The following is a 17,004-nucleotide window of genomic DNA, read 5'->3' as shown; positions in this document are numbered from 1 at the left end:
GCGCAGCGCAGCGCGGCCCGCCGCGGCTGCCTGCGACGCTTCCGGCGGCGAGGTCCTCGCATGCGCGGCCGCACGCTCCCGCTCCTGCCGGCCGTTCTCGGGCTGGCCGGCCTCCTGCTCGTCCTCCTCGCGCCCGGCGGCGAAGCCGGCGCCGACCCGGCCCTGCCGACCGCCCGCAGCGGGCGGGTCTTCCGCGACGACGGCCTCCACCCGCCGGTCGCCGCCCGCACCGCGCCGGATGCCGGCGCCGCAGCCGTCATCGGCCCCGATAACCGCATCCGGGTGACCAACACCGCAGACTTCCCCTGGTCGGCGGTCGTCTACCTGGAGCTGTACGACCGGTACGGCGACGTCACCGGCACCTGCAGCGGCACCTTCATCTCGCCCGACGCCATCCTGACCGCGGCCCACTGCCTCTACAGCGAAGACGGCTGGACCGAAGACATCCGCGTCGTCCCCGGGAAGGACAGCTGGTTCGAACCGTTCGGCTTCACCTGGGGGACCGACTGGTGGGTGCCCGACCCCTGGTACTTCGACCCCGGCAACGAGCTGTACGACTGGGGGCTGATTCACGTGGCCGACGAACCGGGATGGGAGACGGGCTGGCTGACGATGGCGATCCTCTCGACGGCCACGCTGCGGCTGCCCGACATTGAACCGGCCATCGTGGGCTACCCGGGCGATAAGCCGGAAGGCACGATGTGGTTCCACTACCAGCCCGGCTTCCTCGAGGTCGACGCGTTCACGCTTTATCACACGATCGACACGGCACCCGGGCAGAGCGGCTCCGCCGTCATCCTCACGAACACGACGAACCGGGCCCACCTGCTCGGCTACATCGTGGGGGTTCACGTGCGGGGCAACGCCTCCGCGGGCTACAACGAGGCGACCCGCATCGACGATGTCGTGATTGCCGACCTTGTGGAGGCATGCAACCAGATGGGCTGCGGCTTCGAGTGGTACGTCGAGGGCCCTGCACCGACGGCGACCCCGACCCCGACGCGCACGCCGACGGCCACCCCAACCCCGACGCGCACGGCGACGCCGGTGCCCCCGGCAGGCCAGTTCCGGCTGCGGGTGCCGCTCCTTGCGCGCGACTGAGCGGCTACAATCGCGGCCCATGGGCGAGGAGCAGCGGGCGGCACCCTACCGCACGATGCGGGAGTGGGCGGGCGACGAGCGCCCGCGCGAGCGGCTGCTCGAGCACGGGCCCGGCGTCCTCGCCGATGCCGAGCTGCTGGCCATCCTCCTCCGCACCGGGCGGCGCGGCGAAAACGTGGTCGACCTCGCCCGGCGGCTGCTCGAATCGCTCGGCGGGCTCCGCGGGCTGGTCCGCGCCGACCCTGCCGCGCTCCAGCGGGTCGACGGCCTCGGCCCGGCCAAGGCGGCCGAGCTGGCCGCGGCGGTCGAGCTCGGGCGGCGGGTCCACGCCCTCGACCCGGGCGAGCAGCCGACCCTTCTCCGCCCGGAGGCCGTGTTCGACCTCCTCGGGCCGCGGCTGCTGGGGAAGACGCGCGAGGAGTTCTACGCCCTGCCGCTCGATACGAAGGGGCGGCTGCTCGGCGGCATCGCCCCCGTGAACGGCGGGAGCGTGAACGCAGTCAGCATCCGCGCGGCCGAGACCTTCCGCCAGGCGATCGTGCTGGAAGCGACGTCGGTGATCCTCGCCCACAACCACCCCTCGGGCGACCCGCGGCCGAGCCCGCAGGATATCGCCCTGACGCGCGAGCTCATCCGGGCCGGCGAGCTGCTCGATATCGCCGTGCTCGACCACGTCGTCATCGGCGCGCGGGGGTTCGTCTCGCTCCGGCGCGAAGGGCTCGCCTTCGACGCGTGAACGGCCCGGCTAAAAGCCCCAGTCTTCGCGGGCGATGCCGAGCGAGGTGTAGAGGCTCGGCGGGAGGGGAATTTCGCCGTTCTCCCGCTCGTACTCCTTCAGCTGGGCGCGGAGGAGCATGGCCAGCACCTTGGCGTGCTCGAGGCTCATGCGGAGCACGCAGAGGTCCTTCGGCACGGCGCCGTGGGGGCCGGTCGGGTGGGGCGGGTTCAGCCCGAAGGTGAGGGCGACGCCGTAGACGCCGGTGCTGATCTGGACGGCATCGACATAGAACTCGGGGACGGATTGCTCGGCTTCGCTCACGGGGCGGCTCCTCGGGGGATGGTGGGGGTAGGGTACGATGCGGGGCGGTTCCGACCCATAGGGCAGGGCTATCGGTGGGGCGGCTGCTATGGGCTGGCACGCCCCGGAACCCCGCGCGTACAATGTGGCGAACGTGCTCCCTGGGCCCCATCCCCGCGGGCTCCAGCATTCCATGCACCCGGGATTTTCGAAGATGGAAGATGTCGTCATTACCAGCGGTGTGCGCACCGCGATCGGCCGGTTCCAGGGCTCGCTCGCCGATGTGCCGGCCTCCGACCTCGGCGCCCACGTGATCCGCGAGGCGGTCAACCGCGCGGGGATCGAGCCCGACCGGGTCGACCACGTCATCATGGGCATCGTCGGGCAGGTGGCCGAGGACGCCTACCTCTCCCGCCACGCGGCGGTGAAGGCGGGCCTGCCGATCGGCACCCCGGCGATGAACGTGAACCGGATCTGCGGCTCGGGGCTCGAGGCGATCAACACGGCGTCGCGCCTCATCCAGAGCGGCGACGCCGAGGTGGTCGTCGCCGGCGGCGCCGAGAACATGACGCGGATGCCCTTCTACCTCCGCAAAGCGCGGCAGGGGTACCGGCTCGGCCACGACTCGATTGAAGACGGCATCATCCACATGCTGAGCGACCCCTTCAAGGGGTACCACATGGGCATCACCGCGGAGAACCTCGCCGAGCGGTTCGAAGTGAGCCGCGAGGCGCAGGACGCCTTCGCCGCCGAGAGCCAGCGGCGCGCCCTCGCCGCCATCGAAGCCGGGCGGTTCAAGGAGCAAATCGCCCCGATCACCATCCGCGTCGGCAGGGAAGAGAAGGTCTTCGATACCGATGAGCACCCGCGGGCCACGACCGTGGAGGCGCTGGCGAAGCTCCGCCCGGCCTTCAAGGAGGGCGGCGTGGTGACGGCCGGCAACGCCAGCGGCATCAACGACGGCGCGGCCGCGCTCGTCCTGATGAGCGCGAGCAAGGCGAAGGAGCTGGGCGCCCGCCCGCGGATGCGGATCGTCGCCCGGGCCGAGGCCGGCGTCGACCCGGCAATCATGGGCGCCGGCCCCATCCCGGCCATCCGCAAGGCGCTCGAGAAGGCGAAGATGACCCTCGACCAGATCGACTGCATCGAGCTGAACGAGGCGTTCGCGAGCGTCTCCTGCGCCTGCGCGAGCGAGCTCTGCCTCGACCCCGAGAAGGTCAACCCGAACGGCGGCGCCATCGCGCTCGGCCACCCGATCGGCGCGACCGGCGCCATCCTCACGGTGAAGCTGATGTACGAGCTGGAACGCACGGGCGGCCGCTACGGCATCGTCAGCCTCTGCATCGGCGGCGGGCAGGGGATCGCGACCATCTTCGAACGGCTCGACTGACGCAGCCGGTCACTCGACGAACGCGACGGGGCCGCCGGGTGGCGGCCCCGTTGTCGTGTGCTTCGGCTCTCGACGCCGTTTTCCGGCGCCATGCGGGGATGCCGACTCAGCCTGCGGCGTGGTCCCCGGCGCGGCGCTCGGCCTGCTGCTGGTGGACCACCTTCGCGCAGCGGTCCTGCATGGTGACGAGGCCGGCAGCCCGCGCCCGCTCCAGCCCGGCGTCGTTGGTGATGCCCTCCTGCAGCCACACCCCCTTCGCGCCGATGGCGATCGCGTCGTCGATCACCTCGTCGGTATCGGCCGGGCGGACGAAGACGTCGACGAGGTCGACCGGCCCGGGGATGTCGCGCAGGGAGGCGTAGGCCCGTTCGCCGAGGATTTCGTCGGCCGGGAAGCGGCCGCGGTGGACGGGGATGACCCGGTAGCCGTGCTCCTTCAGGTAGCTGGCGACCCGGTAGGCCGGGCGGTCGGTGCGGCTGTCGAGTCCGACGACGGCGATGGTCTTCGCGCCCATCAGCAGGTCGATGGCGGGCTGCTCAGCGGCGGCGGTCATGGCGCTTCCTCCGTGGGCGGGGCCGGTTCCCCGCGGGTTCGGGTTTGATGACCGGCTCGCCGGTCTCGAGGTCGATTTCGACGAGCTCCCACCCCTCGGGCAGGTCGAGCCGGGCGCCGGTCATCGCGGCGACCGCCTGGCCGACGGCGAGGGTGCGGTCCATCCCGTCTTCCTGCCCGTAGGCGGGTACGGGGACGTTGCAGATGGGCAGGCGCTTGCCGCTCTTCTTGACGAGGACAAGGGAGAACTGGCGGAGGTCATCGGGCAGGTCGTGCCAGCGGTCGGGCTGGTCGCCTTCGATGCAGATTTCGAGGTGGTCGATCTTGGCGAAGGGGACGAGCTCCTTCGTGCCGATGCCCATGCCGAGGTAGCCCTGCTGCCAGGTGGCCGAGCCCTTCCTGCGGTCGACAACGACATCGGCGCCGACGAGGGCGCCGACGAGCCCCATGACCGAGACGGGCACGAGGATGATGAGGACGACGAGGAGGGTGACAAGCAGCCAGAAGGGCAGGGTGGGGCCGCGGTCGACCATGAGCCAGCCGATGGCGGCCGAGATGAGGAGGCCGAGGAGGGGGAGGATGACCGTGCCGCGGGCGCTCTTGATTTCGATGCGGTCATCGCCGATGACGGCCATCGCCCGGTGGAGGAGGACGGTCCTGCGTCCGTCGCGGCGCTGTTCGACGACGTGCCCGGGGAGGTCGGTGACCATGTCGTATTCGATCGTCGGGGGTCGGCAGGCGGGCGGTCAATGCGCGCGGGGAGCGAGCTTGCAACCCATCCAGCCATCGCGTACGCTGCCGCAGCTCGAGCACAACTCATGGGGGTACGGAGCATGACACGCTGGCTCATGCCGCTTCTTTCGGCGGTGGCGTTCTCCCTCGCGGTCGTAACCGGCGGGTCGGCGCGTGCGGACGGTCCTGGGCCGAGCCTGCCCGAGCCAGCATCGACACTCGCCGCAGCGTTGCATTGTCCCGACAACCTCGCGCGCAGTTACCGCTGGCCAGTGCTGCTGGTCCCCGGCACCGGCCTTTCTGGCCCGGAAAACTGGGACTGGAGCTACCGGCCGGCCCTTGAGGCACAGGGCTTCGCGGTGTGCACCGTCGATATGGCTGACCTTGGTATGGGCGACATTCAGGTCTCCGCCGGCCGGATCGTTCACGCGGTCCGCACGATGCATGAGAAAACCGGCCAACAGGTCGCACTCGTTGGCTACAGCCAGGGTGGACTTGATATCCGCTGGGCACTGAAATACTGGCCAGATATCCGACCCATGGTCTCAGACGTGGTGGGCCTTGCACCCGCAAACCACGGCGCCGATAGCGCCGCAGCGATCTGCCAGGCGAGCGGGGCCTGCGGGGCAAGCATCTGGCAGATGGTCCCGGGCTCGCGGCTCATTCGAGCAGTGAACAATGGTGGCGAAACATTCGCGGGCCTCGACTACACGGTGATTTACTCCCGTCATGACGGCGTGGTTATTCCTCCGAGGGAACGCTCCTCGCTCAAGGCCGTCGCCGGTTCGCGGGTTGCCAATATCGAACTGCAGGAGCTCTGCCCGGCGAGCCAGCTGGCGCACATCGGCTTCCCGGCCGACGGCGCGGTCTTCGCCCTGGTGCTCGACGCACTGCTCCGACCGGGGCCGGCCGATGCGAGCCGCGTTTCCCCGGGCGTCTGCGGCACGCTGGTGCCGGGGGTCTCGGGAGCCACGGCCGAATCGAAGGCGACCGAGCTGAGTAACCTCGCCCTGAGCCGTGTGTTCGGCGCCCCGCAGGTGAAGGCCGAGCCCGCCCTGGCCGGTTACGCTGCGGCAGATGCGCCGGCAGCACCCAGGCCTCCGGCAACGGGCAATGGCCCGGCCGCGCCGGCCACGGACCATCTCGCATGGAACATGCGCGGTGCCATGGCTGGGATCGGAGCCATGCTGGTTCTGACCGGTGTTGCGTGCCTCCTGACCGCGTCGCTGGCTCGCGCGCGGGGGCGTCAGCGCCCTTCGAGCATGTAGTCGGGCGGAACTTCGCGGGTGGCGACCCCGGCAGCGATGGCCGCGCCGGCGACGGCCCGGGCCACGCGCCGGTGAACGGTGCGGTCCAGCGGCGGCGGGAGGAGCTGCCCGCGGGGCGCGCTCTGCACGATCGCCTCGGCGGCAGCCCGGAAGATTGCGGGAACGAACTCGCGGACACCGGCGTCGAGCCCGCCGCGGCAGAGCCCGGGGAAGGCGAGCATGTTGTTCGTTGCCCGGCCGTCGGTGGCCAGCGCAGCTCCGGCGGCCATCGCGGCATCGCGCTCAATCTCGGGCACGGGGTTCGAGAGGGCGAGGATCACCTGCCCGCGGCGAACCATGGCCGGTTCGATGAGGCCGGGGCGGCCCGTTGTCGCCACGACGAGGTCGCAGGTGGCCATGATCGCGGCGAGGTCCGAGGGTTCGCCGCCGGAAGCGCGGAAGCGTTCGATGGCGGCCGGGTCGAGGTCGGCACCGAACACGGGCCGGCCGAGGTAGTCCATGAGTGCGCGGGCGATCGCTGTGCCCGCGGCGCCAAGCCCGACGCAGCCGACCCGGCAGCGGGCGAGGTCGAGCCCGGCCAGCCCGGCAGCGCCGATGACGGCGGCAAGGACGACGGCGGCGGTGCCGTGCTGGTCATCGTGGAAGACGGGGATACCGGCGGCCCGGAGGCCGGCTTCGACCTCGAAGCAGCGCGGCGCGGCAATGTCTTCGAGCAGGACGAGCCCGAAGCCGTGCGCGAGGGTCGCGATGGCCTGCACGAGGTCGCCGGTGGGCACGGCCCCTGCCGCGAGCGGGACGCAGCTCACATCGACGAGTTCAGCGAGGATGGCGGCCTTCCCTTCGAGGATGGGGAGGGCCGCGAGCGGTCCGAGGTTGCCGAGCCCGAGGATGGCGGTGCCGTCGGAGACGATGGCAACGGTGCTCGCGCGCATGGTGTAGTGGTCGGCCAGCTCCGGTTCCGCGGCGATGCGACGGGCCACCTCGCCGACGCCGGGCGTGTAGACGCGGCGGAGGTCGGCCTCGGTGGCGATGGGATGGCGGGCGCGGATGACGAGCTTGCCGCCCACGTGGAGGTCGAGCACCTCGTCGCGCACTTCGAGGACGTGGGCTTCGCCGGTGGCCTCGATGGCGCGGATGGCCGGCTCGATGGAATCGGCATCGGCGAATCCGATTTCGATATCGCGGACGCGGCTGAGGGGGCCCATGAACACCGTGCGGAGGTCGCCGATCGAGGCGCCGTGCTCGGCGAGGATGCCGAGGACGCGGGCGAGGACCCCAACGTGATTGCTGGTGCGCACGCGGAAGGTGCGGAGCACCATCGGGCGAGGTTCGACGGAATCGGGCATGCGGCCAGCTCGCGGAGCGATTTGCCCAAGTGTCGCGCGGGACAGCCGTGCGGGCGAGGGCGGCTCAGGCCGGGCGGCGGCACACCCCCTGGAGCAGGCCAAGGCGGCCGTCGGCCATGCAGGCGGCAATGTTGGCGACCCGTTCCTCCATCCCGGCGCCCATCACGGTGCGGAGGGAGAAGGGGCTGGTAGTATCGGGCCGGCCGGCAGGCGGCGCGGGCTGGTTCCAGGCCTCGATGTCGAAGCCGACCTCCTCCAGCAGGGCGCGGGTGGCGGCGGCATCGAGGAGGAAGCTGATCGACGGGTCCCGCGCCCAGGGCAGGGGGTAGGCCGGTTCTGCCGGGTTCGGCCCGCGGATGACATCGAAGAAGGCGAACCGCCCGGCGGGCCGGAGCACCCGGTACGCCTCGGACCAGAACGCGCGCCGGTCGGCGATGTTCATCACCACGTGCTGGGTGAAGACGACATCGAAGCTCGCATCGGCGAAGGGGAGGGCGGTCGCATCGGCGACGCGGAAGGCGGCCCGTTCGCCGAGCCCACAGGCCTCGGTCAGCACCGCAGCCGAGCGGACGAACTCGGGCGAGAGGTCGACGCCCGTGACCTCGCAGCCGAACTCGGCGGCGAGCACGCGGGCAGGCCCGCCGAGGCCGCAGCCGAGGTCGAGCACGCGGTCGCCGGGGCCGACGCCGGCGAGCCGGGCGAGTTCGCGGGTGGCGCGGAGGCCGCCCATGTGGAACTGGTCGGCCGGGGCGAGCGCGGCCGGGGTGAGGGGGTGGACGCCGGCCGCGCGGGCGGCCTCGAGGATCCGCTCGGCGAGCGCCTCCCCGGTGTAGTGCGCGAGCACGTCGTCAGTGGCCATGGCGCAAACCCTTCCTGCCGGCGGCGGGCCGGCGCGCTACGCCCGGCGGCGCTCCGCGGCGGCGGCGAGCCGGCCGAGGGCGAAGGCGGCCCGCTCCACGCTCGGGAAGACGGCGATGCCCCGTGCGACGAAGTCGTCGCGGACCTCGTCGACCAGCGCGCGGTGGTCGCGGTTGCGCGTCTCTGTCGGCCCGAGGACGACGGCGACCGGCTTCGGGCTGGCCGCGGCGATGGCGGCGAGCCGGCCGCAGGCGTGCTTCAGGCGGTCGGCGGCGTCGGGCCGGCCGAAGAACCAGTCCTCGCCGACGTTGGCGATGGCGAGGTCGTAGTGGTCGCCCTCCAGCATCAGCTCGAGCAGGCCGTTGGAGGAGAGGCCGCTGCCGGCGAGGATCGACTGGTCGACCGGGTTGCCGACCCAGTCGGCGAGCATGGGGGCGCGTTCGCGGACCCGTTCGCGGACGGCATGCGGGAGGGGCACGACCTCGAAGCCGTTCTCTTCGGCGGCATCGGCCGACTGGACGCTGCGGCCGCCGCCGCCGCCCACGATGGCGATTCTCCGGCCGGCGGGCGGGCGGAGGAGCGCGGCGCCGACCATCAAGTCGAGGAGCTGCTCCTGGTTCCGGGCTTCGATGGCGCCGGCCTGGCGGAGGACGGTGCTCCAGAGCTCGGCCTGTCCGGCAAGGGCAGCGGTGTGGGAGGCCGCGGAGCGGGCCCCGGCGCGGGTGCGGCCGGCCTTGTGGATGATGACCGGCTTGCGGGCGGCGGCAGCACGCAGCCCTTCGTAGAAGCCGCGGCCGTCGGGCACGCCTTCGACATAGCCGCCGATGACCGTGGTCTCGGGGTCGTCGGCAAGGTAGCGGAGGAGTTCGCCGGGGGTGATATCGAGCCCGTTGCCGTAGTTCACCACCTTGCCGAAGGCGAGGCCGCGGGCGTTGCCGCGGGTGATGACCTCGACGGCGTTGTTGCCGGACTGGCTGAGGAAGGCGACGCCGCCCCGCTCGGTCGGCAGGTCGGGCCGGAAGGAGAGGCCTCCGGCCGGGTGGTAGAGCCCCATGCCGTTCGGGCCGAGGATGCGGACGCCGAGTTCGGCGGCCCGGCGGGCGATCGCCTGTTCGAGGCGGGCGGCCTCGGCGTCGCCGGTTTCGCTGAAGCGGCCGGTGAAGAGGTGGAGGAAGCGGACGCCTTTTTCGCCGCAGTGCTCGACCAGCTCCGGGACGGCGGGGGCCGGCACGCAGGAGATCACGAGGTCGACCTGGCCGGGCACCTCGCGCAGGGAGGGGTAGGCGCGGAGGCCGGCGACCGTGTCGGCCTTCGGGTTGATGGGATAGATGGGGCCGCTGAACCCCTGCCGCTTCATCGCTTCGAGGTAGTCGTGGCCGGGGCTGTCGACGTTGGTGGAGGCGCCGGCGACAGCAACGGAGCGGGGACGGAAGAGGAGGTCGAGGTCGGGCGTCGAAGGGAACCGGTTCACGCCCGGATTGTACGGGAGGGGCGGCTTGCGGGGTTGCGGCAGCCGGCCGGCGGCGTAGCATCCGCCCCACACCGACGCTGCTCCCGACGGAGGTCCGCCTGTGACGCTTCCGCCCCCGCTCGACCAGTACGCCCTGCTGCGCGGCCTGCGCTTCCACTACCGCGAATGGCCGAACCCCGGGCGCCCCCCGCTCGTGCTGCTGCACGGCTTCACGAGCCACGCCCGCTCATGGGACAGCTTTGCGGCGGCGATGCAGCCGCAGTTCCACATCTACGCCCTCGACCAGCGCGGCCACGGGGAGAGCGCCTGGGCCGACGACTCCTCGGCCGACGCGATGGTCGAAGACGTCCGGGCCTTCACGCAGGCGCTCCGGCTCGAGCGGTTCGCGCTGCTCGGGCTGTCGATGGGCGGCCGCAACGCGTACCTCTTCGCGGCGCGGTATCCCGGGGCGGTCGAGCGGCTGGTCATCGTCGATATCGGCCCCGAGGTCCACGCAGCAGGGGCCGCGCGCATCCAGTCGGGCGTTCGCGCGCCCGACATCTTCGCCTCGCCGGATGAGGCGGTCGAACGGGCGCTCCGGGCGAACCCGAACGCCGACCCTGCCGAGGCGCGCCACCGCACGCTGAACAACCTGCTCCTCCTCGAGGACGGGACCTGGACGTTCCGGTACGACCGCGCCTTCCGCGACGGGACGCGGCCGATCAGCCGGCCGGACCCGGAGGCCTCGTGGCGGGAGCTCGCGAAGATTGCTGCGCCGACGCTGCTCGTCCGCGGCGAACGGAGCGACGTGCTCGCGCCGGAGATTGCGGCCCGGATGGCGGCGACGATCCCGGACTGCCGGCTGGTGGAGGTCCCGGGCGCCGGGCACTCCATCCCCCTTGAACGGCCCCGGGAGTTCCTCGAGGCCGTGCGGCCGTTCCTCACGGGCTGAGCCGTCAGGCCCCGGGCGAGGGTGCGGCGCCCTGCAGCACCCCGGCGGGGCTCGATGCCCGCCGGGAGCAGCGCGCCCGGTCGAGCTCGGCGAGGAGGAGGAAGCCGGCGACGAGCAGCGCCATGGCCGCGAGCGTGACGCGGGCGCCGGCGTAGGTGGTGCCCACGCCGAGGGCGAGCAGCGGCAGCGAAATCGCGGTCTCCGTGAGGGTGAGCTGGACGGCGAAGACGCGGCCATGCTGGCCCGGAGGCGCCGTCTCGGTGAGGGCGACGCGCCCGGCGATGAGGAGCCCGGAGAGGGAGACGCCGAGCAGGAAGGCGACGGGGATCGCGACCGCGAAGGTAGTGTTCATCGAGGCTTCGAGGCGGGCCACCGGCGGGATGTGGCTGTACTGGGCGACCGCGGTGATGCCGTAATCGAGTGCGGAGAGCGCCGCCAGCGCGGCGAGCAGCCCGAGCATCCCGAGCCGCAGCACCTCGTGGGCGCGGGCGAGCGTCAGCTCGCGGCTGCACCACCAGAGCCCGGCCAGCACGCCGAGGATGCCCGGCGCGAAGAGGTACGCCATCGCCTGCCAGCCGAGGCCGAGGTCGCGCTCGAGGTAGAACGGGAGCGCCACAACGATGCCCTTCGAGACGACCATCTTCAGCCCAAGGGCGACGAGGGCGTAGCGGGCGAGCGATTCGCGGCCGAAGAACGCCACCGTTTCGCGGAAGCTGAGGGCGGCCCGGGCGCTCCCGGCAGCGAACGCCCGGGCCAGCGGTGCGACACGGACGGCCAGCACCACGGTCAGCGCGAAGAGGAGGGACATGCCGACCGCAGCGCCGATAACCATGGCCGTGGGACCGCCGAGGAAGTAGAGCGCCGGGGCGAGGACCAGCATCCCGGCGCCCTGGCCCGCGTACTGGAGCGCCGCCAGCCAGGAGTGGACCCGGCCGACACGGCTCGCCTGGAGCGGGCGGACGAGGGCGAGCTCGGCCGGGGTGAACACCTGCGAGCCGGTGGAGTAGAGGAAGGCGAGCACCCACGCGCTGGTGCCGCCATCGAGCAGCCAGATGCCGGCGGCCACCGGCAGGAAGCGCAGGAGCGCGCCGAGGGCGTACCCCCTGCCCGGCCCGAGCCGGTCTGCGACGGACCCGCCCGGCAGGCCGAGCAGGATCGACGGCAGGAGCATGGCGATGAAGAGGCTCGAGAGGTCGAGCGCGGGCTTCGCCCCTGTGCCGGCGACGAGGAAGAGCGCGGCCAGCCAGATGTTCTGGGAGGTCTGCGCGGTGAACCGCGCGGCGTAGCTCAGGGCGCGTTCGAAGCGAAGCGATGACGGCTCGCGGGCATCCATCCCGTTCCCCCGTAACGGTCCGGTGGCCGCGCCGGGTGCGGTGCGGCCGGTGGCCTCGAGAGACGGGACGTGCAGCTTCCGCGTCTCTCCCAAGAGCCTGCGAGGTTAGCTGACGGGTTCGGCATTGGGAGTTGCCTACGCGCTCGCGCGCGATTCACCCCGTGCGTTGGGTCCCCCGCTCTCCGCGTGGGCGGAGATTCGGCTTCGCACAGTATACGCGCCACATGAACGGCCCGTATGCGTCTCGTTCACGGATGACAAACGAACGGCCGTCGCCGGGGCGGCCATGCCGCCGCTCAGCCGGCCCGGCGGACGCCGAAGACCACCCGGGTGCCTTCGAGGTCGTCCTCGGAACGGGTCGCGTCGGCGGGCGGCTCCTCGCTGCGGAGCTCGAGGGCGAGCGTCTCGCCGCGGATGTAGGCGCCGTGGCGCTCCAGCACGCGGGCCACATCGGCGTCGCCGGCGACCCACGCGATGATCCGGTCGGCAAGTTCGAAGCCGGCCTCGCGGCGGAGGTCCTGCAGCCGGCGGACGATTTCGCGGGCGAGCCCCTCGTCGGCGAGCTCGGGCGTGATGGCGGTCGCCACGGCCACGGTGTAGCCGGCCTCCTGTGCGGCGGCGTACCCCTCACGGTCCTGCGCCTGCAGGAGGATGTCGCCGGGCTCCAGTTCGATGCCGGCGATTGTGATGGCCCGGCCGCGGCGGACGGCGGCGGCGACCTCGGCCGGGTCCATGGCGGCGAGCCCCTGCCGGATGGCGCCCAGCGCCTGCCCGTGCTTCGGCCCGAGGACGGGGAGGTTCGGCTTCACGTCGTAGGCCACCACGGCCGTTTCGTCCTCGACGATGCGGAGCGCCTTCGCGTTCAGCTCTTCGAGGACGAGGTGCCGGTTCCGTTCGACGACCGCGGCCTCGGCGGCGTCGCGGAGCTTCACGACGACCTCGGCGACCGGCTGGCGGACCTTGATCTGGGCCTTCGCGCGGGCCGCGCGGCCCAGGGAGCAGAGCCGCTTGACGAGCTGCGTCTCGGCGTTCAGGCGGTCATCGATGCGCGCCGGGTGTGGCTCGGGCCACGCCGCGAGGTGGACGCTCTCGGGAGCGGCGGGGTCGACCGTGCGGACGAGGTTCTGCCAGAGCTCCTCGGCGACGAACGGGGTAAACGGCGCGAGCAGCTTCGCGAGGGTGGTGAGGGCTGCGTAGAGCGTTTCGTAGGCGCTCTGCTTGTCTGCGTCGCCCTCGGTGGCGCCGCGCCAGAAGCGGCGGCGGGAGCGGCGGACGTACCAGTTCGAAAGGTCGTCGACGAACGCCTCGATGGCGCGGGCGGCGTCGGTCGGGTCGTACTGTTCGAGCTCGTCGGTGACTTTGGCGACGAGGGCGTTCAGTTCGCTCAGAAGCCAGCGGTCGATCTCGGCGGCCGGCTCCCAGCGGCCGGAGGGGCGGAAGCCGTCGATGCTGGCGTAGCTGACGAAGAAGCTATAGGTGTTCCAGAGGGTGAGGAGGAAGCGGCGGAGGCCCTCTTCGACGAGGCCGGCGCTGAAGCGGCGGGGTGAGCCGGCGGGGCTGGCGGCGTACATGTACCAGCGGGTTGCATCGGCGCCGTGGCGGTCGATGACAGTCCACGGGTCGACCGTGTTGCCCCGGCTCTTCGACATCTTGTTGCCTTTTTCGTCGTTGATGTGGCCGAGGCAGATGACGTTGCGGTAGGCGATGCCGTCGGGGATGGCGCCGGCGGCGTGGAGGAGCGTGGCCTCGGCGTGGAGGGTATAGAACCAGCCGCGGGTCTGGTCGATCGCCTCGCAGATGAAGTCGGCCGGGAAGTGGCGCTGGAACTCCGCCTCGTGCACGAAGGGGAAGTGCCACTGGGCGTAGGGCATCGCGCCGCTGTCGAACCACGCGTCGGCCACCTCGGGGACGCGCCGTGCGGTGCCGCCGCAGGCCGGGCAGCGGATGGTGACGGCGTCGACGAAGGGGCGGTGGAGGTCGTCGAGGGCGCGGGCGGCCTCCGGGTCTTCGGCCCGCTCGATGAGCTCGGCGCGGGAGCCGATGCAGGCCGCCTCGCCGCAGGCGTCGCACCGCCAGAAGGGGAGGGGCGTGCCCCAGTACCGCTCGCGGCTGACGGCCCAGTCGATGTTGTTCGCGAGCCAGTTGCCGAAGCGGCCGTGCTTGATGTGCTCGGGGTACCAGTTGATCCGTTCGTTTCCGGCCAGGAGCTGCTCGCGGAGGGCCGTGGTGCGGAGGTACCAGCTCGGCTTCGCGTAGTAGAGGAGCGGGGTGCCGCAGCGCCAGCAGAAGGGGTAGGTGTGGCGGATGGTGCCCTTCTTGAGCAGCAGGCCGCGCTCTTCGAGGTCGCGCTCGATGTCGCGGTCGGCCTGCTTGGCGAATTTGCCGGCGCCGGGCAGCCCCTCGGCCATGATGCCGCGGAGGTCGATCGGCTGGGCGAAGAGGAGGCGGTAGTGCTTGCCCTCTTCGAAGTCCTCGCCGCCGAAGGCCGGGGCGATGTGGACGATGCCCGACCCGTCCTCGAGGGAGACGTAGTCGGCGGCGATGACCCGGCGGAGGCCGTCGGTCGCTTCGCCGGGTGCGAGCGGGCGGAGGCGGCCGTCGTCGTCGAACCGGCGGACCGGGTGGCCGAGCAGCTCGGGCCGGTAGAGCGGCTCGTAGGCGATGCCGACGAGCTGCTCGCCGCGGAGCGAAGCGGCCGGCTGCGCGCCCTCGCCGAGCACCCGCGGGGCGAGCGCCTCGGCGAGCACCACGGCCTCCTCGCCGAGGTCGTAGACGCCGTAGGAGGCATCGCTCTTGACGGCGAGGGCGACGTTGCCGGGGAGCGTCCACGGGGTGGTGGTCCACGCCACGAGGGCGAGCGGCTTTTCGGTGCGGAAGCCTGCGGCGGCGAGGGCATCGCCGGGGATGCGGAACTTCACGAAGACGGAGGGGTCGGGCACGTCGTCCTGGTAGCCGAGGGCGACTTCGTGGTCGCTCAGGCTGGTGCCGCAGCGGGGGCAGTGGGGCGTCGAGCGGTAGTCCTGGTAGACGAAGCCGGCCTCCCAGAGCTGCTTGAAGATCCACCAGCAGGTTTCGATGTAGCCGTTGTCGTAGGTGACGTAGGGGTTGTCGTAGTCGGCCCAGAAGGCGATCCGCTCGCTTAGGCGGGTCCACTCCTCCACGTAGCGGGAGACGGACTCCTTGCACTTCTCATTGAAGGCGGCGATGCCGTACTCCTCGATCTCGGGCTTGGATTTGAGTCCGAGCTCCTTTTCGATTTCGAGTTCTACGGGCAGGCCGTGGGTATCCCAGCCGCCTTTCCGTGGGACGCGGTAGCCGCGCATCGTCTTATAGCGCGGGATGAGGTCCTTGAAGACGCGAGAGAGGACGTGGTGGATGCCCGGGCGGGCGTTGGCCGTGGGCGGGCCTTCGTAAAAGACGAAGAGGCGGTCTTCCGGGCGCTGCTCGATGCTCTTTTCGAAGATGCGGTGCTCCTTCCAGAACTGGAGGATGCGCGCTTCGAGCTCGGGGAAGCTGACCTTCGGGTCGACAGAACGGAACACGGTGGCCTCCGATGCAGAACGCAGGAGTTGACGCCCCGGGGTGCGAGGGAGAAGGCCGCGGCGGGCGGCGGTATCGTACCCTTCGGCGAGATGGATGCGCGCATGGAGGCCCGGACACGACAACGCGCGCCTGCCCCCGCTCCAGGGACGAGCGCGCGCGCCCGCGGTACCACCCTGGTTCCCGCCCTGCGGCGGGCACTCGTGGGGCGCCGGCACGCCCCAGCCCCTGGTAACGGTGGGCCTCCGCCCGGGTCTACTGGGCGCGCGGGGCGCCGTTCGGCCGGGGGCTCGGGAGGGATATTCGCGCTGCCGTGCCGTGCCCCCTTCCACCTGCCGGGGCTCGCTGGACGGCCGATGCGGCGCTACTCGTCTCCGTCATCGCCGATGGCTTCCACTACAGCAGCGCCCGCGGGGGAATGTCAATGCTGACCCGGCGCGCGGCCCTTGTCGGCCTGCTCGCGGCCGTGGCCTGGGCCGGGCTCGCCGCCTGCTCGAGCAGCACGCCCTCGGACAGCTACGCCCGGCCGGTCGAGACGCCGGAGCCCACCCCGACCCGGCCCGTGCCCACGCCCGAGCCGACGCCCGAGCCGACCGAGTTCCGGGTCGCCTTCATCAACCTGATGAGCCCGGTCCAGACCGACGCGAACGACACGAGCGCCGGCGACACCTTCGACCAGCGGCTCCAGCTCGTCATCGATGAGCTGCGGAGCTACCGGCCCGACCTCGTCGGCTTCAGCGAGGCCACGTGGACGGCGAAGCACGGCTCGGCGGTGGCGAAGCTCGCTGCGGAGCTGAAGATGGAGCCGCTCTTCGTGCAGGCGAACCCGTGGTTTGCGGGCCGCACCGAGCAGCAGAACCGGGAGCTTGCGAAGCAGATCGGCTTCGAGGAAGGCGAGCTGGTGCTGGTCCGCAGCGACCGGTGGGTGGTGCTCGGCGCGACGCCGGCGTGGCTGAACCCGCGGACCAGCGAGACCGAAGGGCGGGCCGCGCTCCACGTCCGCATCAAGGGGCCGTCGGCCGTGGGCACGGTCGACGTCTTCATCACCCACCTGACAGGCGGGGGCGAACGGCTGCGCGGCCAGCAGGCGGAGTCGTTCGCCGAGTTCGTCCGGAAGCAGCGGACCGGCGGGCCGGCGATCATCCTCGCCGACCTCTCCGACCCGCCGGGCTCGCCGGCGTACCAGGCGCTGATTGGCCTCGGCTTCGAGGACCCGCTGGCCGGCATCGACCCGCCGACCTGCTGCCGCCCGGGCGTCATCGGCGACCAGCCGGAGCCGACGGTGCGGACGTCGTTCATCCTCTCGGCAGGGTGGCGGGCCTCGGTGGCCGCCGCCTTTGCGACGAAGCCGGGCCGGCTGCCGGACGGACGGCCGCTTTATGCCAGCGACCACAACGGGGTCTGGGCGCTCTTCCCCGTGCCGAAGGGGAGCGGCCAGTAGCCCGCGCGGGCGCGCGCCGGCTG

Annotated in this window: 14 protein-coding genes and 1 riboswitch; of the genes, 6 read left to right on the top strand and 8 right to left on the bottom strand. The window is 71.9% G+C overall.

Annotated elements, in window-relative coordinates; genetic code table 11:
• Positions 1 to 60: 60 nt before the first annotated feature.
• Both Tbon_RS06775 and radC read left to right on the top strand, forming a co-directional pair.
• Positions 61 to 1,101, top strand: a complete 1,041-nt coding sequence (locus tag Tbon_RS06775; RefSeq protein WP_192498214.1) for a trypsin-like serine peptidase — start codon at positions 61 to 63, stop codon at positions 1,099 to 1,101.
• 19 nt (positions 1,102 to 1,120) lie between these two features.
• Complete coding sequence (gene radC, locus Tbon_RS06770) at positions 1,121 to 1,837, top strand: RadC family protein (protein ID WP_158066927.1); 717 nt, start codon at positions 1,121 to 1,123, stop codon at positions 1,835 to 1,837.
• 9 nt (positions 1,838 to 1,846) lie between these two features.
• On the opposite strand, the gene Tbon_RS06765 is transcribed toward radC, so the two are convergent.
• On the bottom strand, positions 1,847 to 2,140 hold the full coding sequence (locus Tbon_RS06765; protein WP_158066926.1) for a hypothetical protein: 294 nt from the start codon (positions 2,138 to 2,140) through the stop codon (positions 1,847 to 1,849).
• 193 nt (positions 2,141 to 2,333) lie between these two features.
• On the opposite strand from Tbon_RS06765, the gene Tbon_RS06760 reads away from it, so the two are divergent.
• Positions 2,334 to 3,509 carry a thiolase family protein gene (locus Tbon_RS06760; RefSeq protein WP_158066925.1) on the top strand — a complete coding sequence of 392 codons (1,176 nt, stop codon included), beginning with the start codon at positions 2,334 to 2,336 and terminating at the stop codon, positions 3,507 to 3,509.
• Positions 3,510 to 3,615: 106 nt separating this feature from the next.
• Here Tbon_RS06760 and Tbon_RS06755 read toward each other — a convergent pair whose 3' ends face one another.
• Complete coding sequence (locus Tbon_RS06755; protein ID WP_158066924.1) at positions 3,616 to 4,062, bottom strand: CoA-binding protein; 447 nt, start codon at positions 4,060 to 4,062, stop codon at positions 3,616 to 3,618.
• On the bottom strand, positions 4,046 to 4,771 hold the full coding sequence (locus Tbon_RS06750; RefSeq protein WP_158066923.1) for a hypothetical protein: 726 nt from the start codon (positions 4,769 to 4,771) through the stop codon (positions 4,046 to 4,048). Before Tbon_RS06750 ends, Tbon_RS06755 begins: the two co-directional genes overlap by 17 nt.
• Before the next feature lie 123 nt (positions 4,772 to 4,894).
• Between Tbon_RS06750 and Tbon_RS06745 the strand changes: the two genes are divergently transcribed.
• Positions 4,895 to 6,061 (top strand): esterase/lipase family protein, encoded by a 1,167-nt coding sequence (locus Tbon_RS06745; protein WP_158066922.1) that lies wholly within the window; start codon positions 4,895 to 4,897, stop codon positions 6,059 to 6,061.
• On the opposite strand, the gene Tbon_RS06740 is transcribed toward Tbon_RS06745, so the two are convergent.
• The 3 genes from Tbon_RS06740 to Tbon_RS06730 form a co-directional block, all read right to left on the bottom strand.
• Positions 6,040 to 7,407 carry an NAD-dependent malic enzyme gene (locus Tbon_RS06740; protein ID WP_158066921.1) on the bottom strand — a complete coding sequence of 456 codons (1,368 nt, stop codon included), beginning with the start codon at positions 7,405 to 7,407 and terminating at the stop codon, positions 6,040 to 6,042. The genes Tbon_RS06745 and Tbon_RS06740 overlap by 22 nt on opposite strands.
• Before the next feature lie 64 nt (positions 7,408 to 7,471).
• Positions 7,472 to 8,266 carry a class I SAM-dependent methyltransferase gene (locus tag Tbon_RS06735; RefSeq protein WP_158066920.1) on the bottom strand — a complete coding sequence of 265 codons (795 nt, stop codon included), beginning with the start codon at positions 8,264 to 8,266 and terminating at the stop codon, positions 7,472 to 7,474.
• A 36-nt stretch (positions 8,267 to 8,302) separates the two neighbouring features.
• On the bottom strand, positions 8,303 to 9,736 hold the full coding sequence (locus Tbon_RS06730) for an acetate--CoA ligase family protein (protein WP_192498213.1): 1,434 nt from the start codon (positions 9,734 to 9,736) through the stop codon (positions 8,303 to 8,305).
• A gap of 100 nt (positions 9,737 to 9,836) precedes the next feature.
• Between Tbon_RS06730 and Tbon_RS06725 the strand changes: the two genes are divergently transcribed.
• Positions 9,837 to 10,667, top strand: coding sequence for an alpha/beta fold hydrolase (locus Tbon_RS06725; RefSeq protein ID WP_158066918.1), 831 nt, complete (start codon positions 9,837 to 9,839; stop codon positions 10,665 to 10,667).
• 4 nt (positions 10,668 to 10,671) lie between these two features.
• Here the strand turns inward: Tbon_RS06725 and Tbon_RS13810 are convergent, their stop codons facing one another.
• Both Tbon_RS13810 and ileS read right to left on the bottom strand, forming a co-directional pair.
• Positions 10,672 to 12,000 carry an MFS transporter gene (locus tag Tbon_RS13810; RefSeq protein ID WP_192498212.1) on the bottom strand — a complete coding sequence of 443 codons (1,329 nt, stop codon included), beginning with the start codon at positions 11,998 to 12,000 and terminating at the stop codon, positions 10,672 to 10,674.
• A gap of 79 nt (positions 12,001 to 12,079) precedes the next feature.
• A riboswitch (cyclic di-AMP (ydaO/yuaA leader) is annotated at positions 12,080 to 12,214 on the bottom strand.
• 82 nt (positions 12,215 to 12,296) lie between these two features.
• Complete coding sequence (gene ileS, locus Tbon_RS06715) at positions 12,297 to 15,542, bottom strand: isoleucine--tRNA ligase (RefSeq protein ID WP_158066917.1); 3,246 nt, start codon at positions 15,540 to 15,542, stop codon at positions 12,297 to 12,299.
• Positions 15,543 to 15,964: 422 nt separating this feature from the next.
• On the opposite strand from ileS, the gene Tbon_RS06710 reads away from it, so the two are divergent.
• Positions 15,965 to 16,981, top strand: coding sequence for an exonuclease/endonuclease/phosphatase family protein (locus tag Tbon_RS06710; RefSeq protein WP_158066916.1), 1,017 nt, complete (start codon positions 15,965 to 15,967; stop codon positions 16,979 to 16,981).
• The last annotated feature ends 23 nt before the right edge of the window (positions 16,982 to 17,004 follow it).

Origin of the sequence: Tepidiforma bonchosmolovskayae (assembly GCF_008838325.1) — a bacterium.
In the GTDB taxonomy this organism is placed as follows: Bacteria; Chloroflexota; Dehalococcoidia; order Tepidiformales; family Tepidiformaceae; genus Tepidiforma; species Tepidiforma bonchosmolovskayae.
This window is presented reverse-complemented; position numbering and strand designations above follow the sequence as displayed.